General features: G+C 43.4%; 10 protein-coding genes. 4 read left to right on the forward strand and 6 right to left on the reverse strand.

Translation table 11 applies throughout. The features are described from left to right. Positions 1 to 197: 197 nt before the first annotated feature. The 6 genes from ACS8FB_RS00775 to ACS8FB_RS00800 form a co-directional block, all read right to left on the reverse strand. Positions 198 to 992 (reverse strand): ABC transporter ATP-binding protein, encoded by a 795-nt coding sequence (locus ACS8FB_RS00775; protein WP_299216624.1) that lies wholly within the window; start codon positions 990 to 992, stop codon positions 198 to 200. A gap of 69 nt (positions 993 to 1,061) precedes the next feature. Beyond that, the gene (locus ACS8FB_RS00780; RefSeq protein WP_439260573.1) at positions 1,062 to 1,961 is read right to left on the reverse strand and encodes an ABC transporter permease; all 900 of its coding nucleotides are present in this window, start codon (positions 1,959 to 1,961) and stop codon (positions 1,062 to 1,064) included. A gap of 286 nt (positions 1,962 to 2,247) precedes the next feature. Next, positions 2,248 to 3,288, reverse strand: coding sequence for an ABC transporter substrate-binding protein (locus ACS8FB_RS00785; protein WP_439260574.1), 1,041 nt, complete (start codon positions 3,286 to 3,288; stop codon positions 2,248 to 2,250). 77 nt (positions 3,289 to 3,365) lie between these two features. Then, a complete protein-coding gene (locus ACS8FB_RS00790) occupies positions 3,366 to 4,418 on the reverse strand; it encodes an ABC transporter substrate-binding protein (protein ID WP_439260575.1) in 1,053 nt (350 codons plus the stop codon). A 428-nt stretch (positions 4,419 to 4,846) separates the two neighbouring features. Continuing rightward, positions 4,847 to 6,961 (reverse strand): methionine--tRNA ligase, encoded by a 2,115-nt coding sequence (gene metG / locus ACS8FB_RS00795; RefSeq protein ID WP_439260576.1) that lies wholly within the window; start codon positions 6,959 to 6,961, stop codon positions 4,847 to 4,849. 237 nt (positions 6,962 to 7,198) lie between these two features. Next, positions 7,199 to 8,680 carry a GntP family permease gene (locus tag ACS8FB_RS00800; RefSeq protein ID WP_439260577.1) on the reverse strand — a complete coding sequence of 494 codons (1,482 nt, stop codon included), beginning with the start codon at positions 8,678 to 8,680 and terminating at the stop codon, positions 7,199 to 7,201. A 398-nt stretch (positions 8,681 to 9,078) separates the two neighbouring features. Here ACS8FB_RS00800 and ACS8FB_RS00805 point away from each other — a divergent pair, with 398 nt between their 5' ends. From ACS8FB_RS00805 to ACS8FB_RS00820, 4 genes are all read left to right on the forward strand, one after another. Next, positions 9,079 to 10,419 carry a short-chain fatty acid transporter gene (locus ACS8FB_RS00805; protein ID WP_439260578.1) on the forward strand — a complete coding sequence of 447 codons (1,341 nt, stop codon included), beginning with the start codon at positions 9,079 to 9,081 and terminating at the stop codon, positions 10,417 to 10,419. Between the two features lie 139 nt (positions 10,420 to 10,558). Further along, entirely contained in the window at positions 10,559 to 11,272 is a 714-nt protein-coding gene (locus ACS8FB_RS00810; protein WP_439260579.1) for a CoA transferase subunit A, read from the forward strand. A gap of 72 nt (positions 11,273 to 11,344) precedes the next feature. Then, entirely contained in the window at positions 11,345 to 11,974 is a 630-nt protein-coding gene (locus ACS8FB_RS00815) for a CoA transferase subunit B (RefSeq protein WP_058369431.1), read from the forward strand. Between the two features lie 64 nt (positions 11,975 to 12,038). Next, entirely contained in the window at positions 12,039 to 12,839 is an 801-nt protein-coding gene (locus ACS8FB_RS00820) for a 3-hydroxybutyrate dehydrogenase (RefSeq protein ID WP_299216597.1), read from the forward strand. The last annotated feature ends 39 nt before the right edge of the window (positions 12,840 to 12,878 follow it).

The raw sequence follows: 12,878 nt of genomic DNA on the forward strand, positions 1-12,878 counted from the left end.
AGTAGATAGATGTCAAGAAGGGTAATGAACTTATAATTATTCTGCTGTGAGTAAAAGATGGTAGAGGCAAATGACTGATTAGGTTTTTTTTAGACTTTGCTATATGGTTGTGATGTACGATTTTCAGCCAACAAAAAACGCCTGCTACTAGACAGGCGTTTTTTACTTTTTAAATCCAAACTATTTAGCTGAGTTGTTTAACTTAAAATCAAACTATCGTCTTCGACCTTTTCACCGCGTGTTTGCTCAAACATATCGAGAAGATCATGGACAGTCATACCACGACGAATATCGCCAGCAACATCTAAGACCACTTGCCCCTGATGTAGCATGACGGTACGTGTGCCATGTGCTAAGGCTTGCTGCATGGAGTGGGTAACCATCATAGTCGTGAGATTATTGTCTGTTACGATTTTATCTGTCAGCTCCAAAACAAACGCCGCTGTCTTAGGATCAAGCGCAGCAGTATGCTCATCTAGCAATAAAATCTTAGAAGGCTGCAATGAGGCCATAAGCAAACTAACCGCTTGACGTTGTCCACCTGACAGCAGTCCCATACGGTCGGTTAGACGCTTCTCTAACCCCAATTTCAAGACTGATAGTTTTTCTCGGAACAGGTCACGGTTATTTTGGTTCAATGCAAAATTCAGTCCCCGTTTGCCGCCGCGCTTATAGGCGAGCGCCATATTCTCTTCGATAGTCAAGGCTTCACAAGTGCCCGCCATCGGATCCTGAAACACACGCGCGACCCAATGAGCGCGCTGATGAGCGGTTTTTTTGGTGACATCAATGCCATTCAATAATATTGAACCACTATCAACACGTGTGGTACCACTGACTGCATTTAAAAAAGTTGATTTACCGGCGCCATTGGTACCGATGACAGTGACAAACTCACCATCAGCAATGTTTAGATTGATACCGCGTAGTGCAGGGTTTTCGATAGGCGTGCCTGGGTTAAAAGTTAACCGTAAATCTGTGGCTTGCATCATAATCGTGGTTCCTTGTCATCTCTTTAAGCTAAAAGCTTCTTCAAGCTTGTATGGCTATCTTAAGCATCATCAAGCGCGAACTCTACGAGATAAAAACTTAGTTTTAGCTTTTGGCAATACTAATGCCAATACGACGAGTAAAGCAGTAATTAAGTTCAAATCTTGTGGACCAAAGCCAATACTACGTAGCGTATCACTTGATAACGCAACCTGAATAAACAACTTATACAGTACTGCGCCAACGATTACAGCAAAAGTAATGAGCCAAATGCGTTTGGCAGGAATAATGGTCTCACCGATGATCACTGCTGCCAGACCAATGACAATGGTACCAATACCGATAGAGATATCTGCACCGCCTTGCGTCTGCACAAACAGCGCTCCGGCTAAAGCGATCAAACCATTAGAGACTGCCATACCGATAATAGTCATCCACGAGGTGTTGATACCTTGTGCTTGTGCCATGCGAAGGTTGGAGCCAGTCGCGCGCATGGACAAACCAGTTTCGGTGCTATAAAACCAATCTAACAGTAGCTTGGCAAGCAAGATAACGACGCCAATAATTAAGCAGCGCATCCAATAACCGTTGCCATCAGTCACAAGTGAGCTAAATACAGTGGTTTCACCAAGCAGTGGTAGATTGGGTGCGCCCATGATACGTAAGTTGACAGAATATAGGGCAACCATGACCAAAATACTGGCAAGCAGCTGTAAAATACCTAGCTTGACATGCAACCATGCTGTGACGATACCAGCGACTGACCCTGCCAGCATACCAAAAACGCAGGCAAGCCACGGGTTAATACCAGCGACGATAGAGATACCAGCGACCGCGCCACCTAACGGAAAACTTCCATCAGCGGTTAAGTCGGGAAAATCGAGGGTACGAAATGAGATTAGCACACCAAGTGCTACGAGGCCGTAAATCAGACCACTTTCAAGCGCACCAAAAAAAGCGATTAAAGACATAAGAGATCAGTAAGTCATAACCAGGCGTTTAGCGAATCGCATTCTAATGATTGACTGGTAAAACCAATAAATGGTGTCTGCCAATACTGTTTGTCCCAGCAACATAGAAGCCAATCTTAGCTAAACGTCTAAGTGGTGAATTTAACAGATTAAGTAATCTGCGGTTAGGGTAAATCAAAACATGTCGCTATTGAACATCAAAGCAGATGATAGTTGGCGATATTCATTGTGCTCGCTATTACCGTCTGTTTTACGGTTTTAATTTTAGGCAGCCTACAAAGGTGCGCTATTCTACCACTTCTTTTGCTTGGTCGATGACGGCTTGTGATAAGCTAATACCTTCTTCTTTTGCATGTGTTGGACTGACATACAAGTCAAGCATTTGCGGTGTATATACAGGTATAGCACCTGCTTCTTCACCATTTAAGATACGTACTACGATTTTACCAGTCTCACGGCCAAGATCGTAATAATTCACACCCAAGGCTGCAACGGCACCGCGCTCAACTGAGCTGGTATCTGACGCAATCAATGGAATCTTACTTTCTTTAGCGATTTGATATAATGACTCGTAAGCTGATACCACGTTGTTATCGGTTGAGGTGTAGATCATATCGACCTTACCTTCAAGGCTACGTGCAGCCATCGCAATATCATTACTACGTTGAGCCGGCGCTTCATGCACATTGATACCAAGTGGCGTCAGTTTTTCTTTTAAGTTTTTCAAAATAATGGTTGAGTTGACTTCGCCTGGACTATAGACATAACCGACGTTTTTGAGATCGGGTATGATTTGACGCATTAAGTCAATTTGTGGCTCATAGGGTAGGGCATCCGATGCACCTGTGACATTAGTGCCAGAGCCATCAAGCTTAGACACCAGTTTGGCTGCTACTGGGTCAGTCACGGCTGAAAATACCATCGGGATACTGCTGGTAGAGGCAGCAACAGACTGAGCAGACGGGGTTGCAATAGCGACGATAACATCAGGCGCATCTGCAACGAATTGCTTAGCAATCTGACCTGCTGTCGCTGTATTGCCTTGAGCACTTTGGAAGTTGACCGTTAAGTTTTCACCGTCTTTAAACCCTGCATCATTTAATTCGTCGATGACACCTTTACGAACACTATCAAGTGCTGGATGCTCGACAATGGCAGTGATAGCGACAGTCTTCATTGCTGTGACGTCATCGCTAGTAGCCGCACCATCAGGCGCACTCGTATCTTGTGCCGACTGGTTACAGCCGGTTAAGATGGCAGTACACATACCGCCTAATAACAAGGCTTTGCTAAAATTGAAATGACCAAAACGGTTTTGATAAAACATGGGTCTCGCTCCTAAAATAATAGTGTGTCCGTACACTATATAAATAATTGACGTGCTGATTGTTATCTTACTACTTTTTATTTGGTATCGACATCAGTATCAGTATCAGTGTTGATGGCATCTTTTAGTAAGTCTTCTGATAAGCTCACTCCTTGCTCAGCTGCGTGCTTTGGGCTTGCATACAAAGTTAACGTGTTCATAACCTCAGGTTTAATAGTGTTAACGGCTTCTCCATTTAATACGCGATAAACCATTTTGCCAGTAGTACGCCCAAAATCATAGTCATTTACCCCAAGTGCTGCTGTCGCGCCGCGTCTGACACTAAATTCATCTGAAGCAATAACTGGAATATCAAGCTCGTTTGCTGCACCTGCCATCGCCTCGAATGCAGACACGACGTTATTGTCTAACGAGGTATAAATGACATCAGCGCGACCAGCAAGACTGCGCGTCGCCATAGCAACATCAGTTGGTCGGTTGGCTGTTACGTCGAGTATTTTGAGTCCACGTGTTGATGCCGCCTCCTTAAGCTGATTCAGCACGACCACAGAGTTGACCTCACCTGGGCTATAAACGTAGCCAATGGTTTTTGCATCGGGGACAATCTTTTGAATGTTCTCTAACTGCGGCTCGATAGGCAATTGGCTGGATAGGCCTGTCACGTTGGTTTGAATGGGAACGCCCTTATCATCGATAAGTTTGGCTGCAACAGGGTCTGAGATGGCAGTATAAACAACTGGAACGGTTTTGGTGGATGCCACGATTGACTGAGCAGATGGCGTTGAGATGGCTACAATGGCATCTGGATTGTCGCCTGCAAACTGCTTAGCGATCTGCCCTGCTGTCGCCGTATTACCTTGTGCACTTTGGAAATTAACGGTTAAGTTTTGGCCCTCGACATAGCCGTTATCTGCCAACTCATCGATAATACCACGGCGCATCTCGTCTAGTGATGGATGTTCGACAATTTGAGTGATGGCTAATGTCTTGGCAGGTTTGTCAGTATCAGTTGCTGGATTTTCATTAGTCGCTGTTGCAGTATCAGTAGAGTTTGAGCAGCCAATCAATCCAAGAGCGGTGCTGATAGCAGCACCATATAGGCTTAAGCGTAGGGTAGAAGCAATAGTCATTATTAGATTAACTCATAAGTTGTATCAATTCCAAAAACCAGATTCATCAAGCCTAATCATAGTAGTGCTTGCACTCGTCTTCGTGATCTTTGATCTTTAAAGTAGTATTGGAGAATGCAGATTGGTCCGTTCAATGCTATGTTGATGTCAAAATAGCAGGTTAACAATAAAGCAATCGTTCCGTCGATCGTTATGTATAGGAGCTGAATTCTATGTAACCCCTATATTATGACAGTAATGTAAGTTATCGCAATAAAAAATTAAAGCGCATTCGTCATAGGTATTATTAAACAATGCTGTGGCACTTTTATAAAGCAATATAAAGCGGTTTTTAGCCATTACGTTATAAAAAATACACAAATTCAAAAAGACACAAAAAAAGATGCCATGTAGACATCTTTTTTATTATTTCACATTACACTCAAAACTTATGCCAAGGTATCACCAACGACACAGTCATCAGGCAGGGTAACGACCGTTAAACCTGTTTTGGGATCACCAGTCGACAACACCATGCCTTCTGAAACACCAAACTTCATCTTTCGCGGGGCAAGATTGGTCACACAAATTACTTTCTTATCAGCCAACTGTTCAGGCTCATAAAACTTACGAATGCCACTAAACACATTGCGCGGTTTGTCTTCGCCGACATCTAAGGTAAATTGTAGTAGCTTGTCCGCGCCTTCGACGTGATTGCACTCTAAAACATGTGCCACTTTCATCTCAACTTTGGCAAAATCTTCGATGCCGATATAATCCGCTTGCTCAGTATTAGTATTAGTATCAGTGTTAGCTGGCTGTGTGTTTTTGGCAGCTTTGCTATCATTATTTGCATCTGTGTCGCTTGCAACTGGTATAGCGGCTTGAGCCAAAGATTCCTTTGACGCCTCAACCATTGCCTCGATATCTTTTTCTTCGATACGCTGCATCAAAGGTTTAAACTTATTGATTTTTTGACCCAGTAGCCACTCATTGCGACTAGCAAAGCTTAAGTCTTCAATATTTAAGAACGCTTTGGCATTGGCCGTCAGCTCAGGTAATACTGGCGCAAGATATACCATCAATTGACGGAAGATATTAATCGCCACCGAGCATACGTCTTGCACTTCTTGCTCAGTACCCTCGATCTTAGCAAGCGACCACGGTTTTTTCTCGTCAATATATTCATTGGCTTTATCCGCACATTGCATAATCAAACGCATGGCACGTGAGAACTCGCGATTCTCATAAGCGGCAGCAATTTCATCACCGGTTTTGGTAATATCTTCTAGCAGCGTTGACTCTACGCAAACGTCCGACAGCATCCCGTCATACTTTTTAACAATAAAGCCGGCACTGCGACTGGCGATATTAACCACTTTACCCACCAAGTCAGAGTTGACCTTTTGCATAAAGTCTTCTAAATCAAGGTTGATGTCCTCGACTTTATCAGACAATTTGCTGGCGAAGTAGTAACGCAAATACTCAGGGTGTAAATGATCAGCGTAAGTTTCGGCTTTAATAAAGGTGCCGCGTGACTTACTCATTTTTTCGCCATTGACCATTAAGAAGCCGTGAGCAAAAACGCCGGTTGGGGTACGGAACTCACTACCTGCTAACATGGCCGGCCAAAACAACGCATGAAAGTACACGATGTCCTTGCCGATGAAGTGATAAACTTCTGTTTTGTGCTCGTTTTCTTGTGCCCAGTAACGATCAAAATCAAGCGCTTGCTCTGTACCTTCACGCTTATCGCATAGGTTTTTAAAGCTCGCCATGTAGCCGACTGGCGCATCTAACCATACATAAAAGTATTTGTCCGGCTCGTCGCTTGGCGTATCTGGGATTTGGAAACCAAAGTAGGGCGCATCACGTGAGATATCCCAACTGGCAAGCCCAGCTTCGAACCACTCTTGGAGTTTGTTGGCGACCGATACTTGCAGGCGATTATCACTACGCGTCCAATCTTTTAAAAACTGCTCAAATTCTGGCAAGTCAAAGAAATAATGCTTTGAGGTTTTTAGCACAGGTGTGGCATCAGACAACGTCGAGTACGGATTTTTGAGATCTGTCGCGTCATAAGTTGTGCCGCATACTTCACAGTTATCACCATATTGATCCAGCGCACCGCACTCAGGGCACTCTCCTTTGACAAATCGATCGGCCAAAAATAACTGCTTTTCAGGATCAAATAATTGCTCAACATCGCGAGTTGAGATATGCCCTGCGCTATTAAGACGGCGATAAATCAGCTCAGAGAAATGTTTGTTTTCTTCTGAATGAGTGGTGTGATAATTGTCAAAGTTAATCAAAAACTTTGCAAAGTCCGCTTCATGCGAGGCTTTAACTGAGGCAATCTGCTCCTCTGGCGTGATGCCATTGGCTTCAGCTTTTAGCATGATTGCCGTACCATGTGCGTCATCCGCGCAGACATACGTAACCTGATGGCCTTGTGCCTTCATCGCACGCGCCCAAATGTCGGTCTGAATATATTCTACAAGATGCCCCAAATGGATATAGCCATTGGCGTAGGGCAGCGCACTTGTTACTAAAATCTCACGCACTTTTGTCACCTATACTTTTATATAAACGGGTTAATTATCATCATCGCACGCTATTTATGGCGGGCGGACGCGATGTTATCAATGGTAAAGCTTTTAAAAAAGGAAAAATTTAAAAATTGTGCCTATGATACCGTAATTCGACCAAATTTGTGACAATCCTCGGTAATTAATCACGTTAAAAAACCCACCAAGTAAAGTACGAAGTGGGTTTCTATGCACATATTAATATAGATTTGTTTAGAAAGAACCAAACATCGTACCTAAGATAATGATAGAGGTAACAGCGATTAACGGAATAACCATGGTGACCATGGCAAGGTTTAAATATGACTGTTTATGGGTCAAGCCGCAAATAGCAAATAACGTGATGACAGCGCCACTATGGGGCAGAGTGTCAAGACCGCCCGCTGCCATAACTGCCACACGGTGCATAAGCTCTGGATCAATTCCAGCTTCTACCGCCATTCTTAAATAGTCGTCACCGAGCGTCGACAGTGCAATACTTAAACCACCAGATGATGAGCCTGTAATACCAGCAAGCGTGGTCATCGCCACGGCTTCTGAGATAAGCGGGTTATTAGGGCTTAGATTTAAGATATTGTCACGAATGATAAGAAAACCTGCCAATGATGCAATCACCGCACCGTAGCCAACTTCTGATGCCGTATTAAAAATCGGTAACATCGAATCGTAAGTACCACGGTTGATGGTCTTTTGTAGGTTATTCCAATGACCAATACGCAATACGATCAAAACTATACAGGCTACAACTAACGAGATAATAATTGACCAAAGTCCAAGTGATCCATCGATATTTAAGTCTGGGAACTGGGCTTGCAAGCCGCTAAAGTCTAATGACGGAAAAACAGCATAAGTAAGTAACGCGTTTAGAGCGATGACCAATACCAGCGGAATCATGGCGATGGCAAACGAGGTTTGATGCGTGTTGTGCATGGCGCTTGATGTTGCTAGATTGCTTTTAGCGATGTTGTTTTGTGCAGTATTGTTTGTCGTGTCACCTGTAGGCTCTTTTTTAGCATCGATACCACCGACGCCCACGTCATCATCATGTTGACCATAGCCTTCACCTGCAGCATTGGCTTTGCGAGCGCGCGACTGCAACCATAACCACCCACCAATGAACATGATCGTACCGCCAATAATACCTAAGATAGGCGCTGCAAAGACGTTGGTATTATAATAAGGAATCGGAATAGCATTCTGAATCGCTGGCGTGCCTGGCAATGCCGTCATCGTAAAGGTAAATGAGCCTAAAGCAATCGCCGCCGGAATCAAGCGCTTAGGAATATCAGCGGCTTTGAATAAGTCTTTGGCGATTGGGTAGATAGCAAACGCTACGACAAATAACGAGACACCACCATAGGTTAAGATAGCACAAACCAAAATAACGGCTAAAATGGCTTTACTGGCACCGAGCTTTTCGACCACGGTATTGGCAATCGCTGTCGCCGCGCCAGAGTCTGCCATCAACCGTCCAAACAGCGCACCTAATAAGAAGATAGGGAAGAATTTAAGCAAAAAACCACTTAATGCCCCCATAAACACATCGGTATAGGCGGGAATACTACTTAAAAAATCACCTGATAAAAAGACCGCTAACGTCGCCATAATCGGCGCTAGGATGAGCACCGAATAACCGCGATAAGCAAAAAACATTAATAAAAATAAAGTAATAATGATAGCAAATGTGCTAAACATGACTGCCCTCCTTGGCAAAATTCAGTCAGCGAGTATATAGTGCCTATCACAGTAGGCCAACAGTAAAACCCATCAATACAGCATAATTACATGCTTTATATTAAGTTTATGTTTGTATTGATATATTTACGTGGTGTTCACCTACACATAGTATTTTAAGCTCGCTTTCTAATACTCGCTATCCCTCTAATAATCTTATTCTCTAGTCGCTAAGAGAATAATGTGATAAGTTAGCATAAGTTTTTCGTATATGATATATCAATACAAAACTTATTGTTATTGAGTTAAATAGTTCATATGATAGTTAGTATATATAGGGTGTTATATATACTTGATAAACATCAGCTTGCCAATGACGGACTTGAATCATAAACATTAAATCGACAAGGAATGTGGATATGTTTAATGCCATAACCAACGCCAGTGTACAACTGGTTAACCGTTATTTGCCATCTCCGTTCGTATTCTCAATTATTTTAACGCTCATTGCCTTTGTTGTTGGTCTTGCCGTTACTGGTCAGGATATGATTGCTATGGCTGGACATTGGGGTAATGGATTATGGTCGCTACATAGCTTTGCCATGCAAATGGCCCTCATATTAGTGACAGGCTATGCGTTCGCTAGTGCACCCTTCATTCAGCGTTTACTGGATAATATTGCCAGCCGTATTCATTCTCCTTCGACCGCTATCATAGTATCGACCTTGGTGGGTTTGGTTGGTTCATGGATAAACTGGGGATTTGGTCTCATTATTGGTGCTATTTTTGCCAAGTCACTTGCCAAAAAAGTCGCTAATGTCGATTATCCCTTATTGGTAGCCGCAGCATATTCAGGGTTTGTTATCTGGCATGGCGGCTTTTCAGGATCGATACCGCTAACACTAAGCTCAGGCGGTGACACCTTGCTCACGCTATCGGGTAATGTCATGACCGAAGCAGTGCCTTTATCACAGACGGTATTTGCTGGTTATAATTTACTTATCGTCGGCTTGCTGGTCGTAATTTTGCCTCTTCTAAATCGTTTTATGCACCCCAAAAACCCTACGGTTATCGACCCCAAGCTCATTAAAAAAGAAGCTTATGTGTCGCCTCGTAGAGATACTCCAGCACAAATGTTGGATGACAGCCGTGTAGTCGCTATAGTTTTGCTAGCGTTGGCTTTGATGTACTATATCAGTGAATTTAGTAGTAATGGTTTTAATTTAGGGCTCAATATAGTTATTGGGCTATTTTTGTTTGTCGGGTTGTTATCGCATGGCACGCTTGAGCGTTATTATCGTGCAGTAAACTCAGGTATAGGCGGCATCACTGGTATTGTATTGTTGTTTCCGTTTTATGGCGGCATCATGGGTATCATGACCGGAGCAAACGCTAATGGCATCTCTATTAGTACACAAGTTACCGAATTTTTCGTCAATTCTGCCTCAGCAGACAGCTTTCCCATCTTTGCATTTCTAAGCGCAGGCTTGGTTAACGTTTTTGTACCATCAGGCGGCGGTCAGTTTGCTGTACAAGGGCCTGTTATGATACCTGCTGGCGTTGAGCTTGGCGTTAATCCAGCAGTGACAGCGATGGCGGTAGCTTGGGGCGATGCATGGACCAATATGATTCAGCCATTTTGGGCATTACCATTATTGGGTATTGCAGGCTTAGATGCTCGAGCTATTATGGGTTATTGCCTAATAGTGCTTGCCGTATCAGGGGCAGTTATTATGGGTGTATTTTGGTTGGTGGTATAGTTAGTGGTATAACTGGAATGACATATCAGCATGTACAAAATGTAAAGACTAGCAAAATTAATAGAATCAGTTAAAAGCAATAATAGAACGGATGCGTAATGAATATAAATCAACGAACAGATAATTATAGGAGTCAACCATGAGTCAATCAAAGGTATATAGTAGTGCAGAAGAAGCGTTAAAAGGTATTGTCAGTGACGGCCAAACTCTTGCTATTGGCGGTTTTGGTCTATGCGGCATCCCTGAGGCGTTGATCGAAGCATTGCGTGATAGCGGTGTTAAAGATTTAACCTGTATCAGTAACAACGCAGGTGTTGATGACTTTGGCTTAGGATTGCTACTACAAACTCGTCAAATCAAAAAAATGATCTCATCTTACGTCGGTGAAAACAAAGAGTTTGAGCGTCAGTACTTAGCAGGCGAATTAGAAGTTGAGCTGACCCCGCAAGGTACCTTGGCTGAAAAGCTACGGTCGGGCGGCGCGGGTATTCCTGCGTTCTATACTGCTACTGGTGTCGGTACACTTGTCGCAGAAGGTAAAGAGACGCGTGATTTTGATGGTCGCACATATGTGCTTGAACATACATTGCGTGCTGATGTGGCGCTAATTAAAGCGCAAAAAGCAGATAAGTCAGGCAACTTAATGTTCAACAAAACTGCTCGTAACTTCAATCCAGACTGTGCAATGGCTGGCAAAACCACCATCGTCGAAGTAGAAGAAATCGTAGAGACAGGCACTTTTGATCCCGATGAAGTGCATCTACCTGGTATCTTTGTGCAGCGTATTGTGTTGAATAATAGTCCTGAAAAACGTATTGAGAAAACGACAACTAAGGCAGTTGAAGGCGCTTAGAGAGAAGTTTTATTGAAATATTTAAAAGATAAAATTAATAATAGAGTATTGTGAAAAAATAAGGAAAGTAACATGGCATGGACAAGAGAACAGATGGCACAGCGTGCTGCAAAAGAATTACAAGATGGTTATTATGTGAACCTAGGGATTGGTCTGCCAACCCTAGTGGCCAACTATATTCCTGAAGGTATGGACGTTTGGCTACAATCAGAAAACGGCCTATTAGGTATTGGTGAGTTTCCAACTGCTGAAAATGTCGATGCTGACTTGATTAATGCGGGTAAACAAACAGTAACCGCAGAGCCGGGTGCCAGTTATTTTGGTAGTTCGGAGTCATTTGCTATGATTCGTGGCGGTCATGTCAATCTGGCAATATTGGGCGCGATGGAAGTCTCAGAGCAGGGCGATCTTGCCAACTGGATGATTCCCAAAAAAATGGTCAAAGGTATGGGCGGTGCCATGGATTTGGTTGCTGGCGTGCAGCGTGTGATTGTACTGATGGAACAAGTGAATAAACACGGTGATCCAAAAATCCTTGCCAATTGCGAGTTGCCATTGACGGGCAAAGGAGTAGTAGATCGTATTATTACCGAGCTTGCAGTATTAGATGTCACTGATAATGGCTTAAAGCTGGTTGAGCTTGCAGACGGTGTGAGCTTTGATGAGCTGCAAGAGAAAACGCCTGTGAGTATTGCTCAGTAATTATGGTGCATAAATATATCTAGCACAGGCATTCAAAAAGCTATTTAACAAAGGAATACAAAATATGGCGACCGAATTACAGCAAGATTTGACAGGAAAGGTAGCCTTAGTCACAGGCTCTGCAAGTGGTATCGGACGTGATATCGCTGAGACTTACGCTAAAGCAGGAGCAGCAGTTGGTATTGCAGATATCAATCTTGAAGCGGCGCAGCAAACGGTTGACGCCATAGAATCAGCTGGCGGACGTGCTCTTGCAATTGCTATGGATGTCACCTCAGAAGATGCCGTAAATGATGGCGTACAACAGTTAGTCGATACCTTTGGTGGTATAGATATTCTCGTCTCTAACGCAGGTATCCAGATCATTGATCCAATTAGTAAAATGGCGTTTGATGACTGGAGAAAAATGCTGGCTATCCATTTGGACGGGGCGTTCTTGACTACCAAAGCTGCCGTACAACATATGTATAAAGAAGACAAAGGTGGTACGGTCATTTATATGGGTTCGGTACACTCGCACGAAGCCTCACTTTATAAAGCACCTTATGTTACCGCTAAGCACGGTCTGCTTGGGCTGTGCCGTGTATTGGCAAAAGAGGGTGCAGCTCATAACGTGCGCTCGCACGTAGTATGTCCAGGGTTTGTGAAAACGCCGTTGGTCGAAAAACAAATCCCTGAGCAAGCGGCTGAAAAAGGTATCAGCGAAGAGGAAGTCGTTAACGATATCATGTTAGTCAATACTGTCGATAAAGAGTTTACCACTGTCGAGGATATTGCTCAGTTAGCGCTATTTTTAGCAGCGTTCCCAAGTAACGTATTTACAGGGCAGTCTATCGTTGCCAGTCATGGCTGGTTTATGAACTGATCTTCTGAATAAATACATTTATCTTTATATTGCTTTAAA

It is taken from the genome of Psychrobacter sp. 1U1 (assembly GCF_051847535.1).
Lineage (GTDB): Bacteria > Pseudomonadota > Gammaproteobacteria > Pseudomonadales > Moraxellaceae > Psychrobacter > Psychrobacter saeujeotis.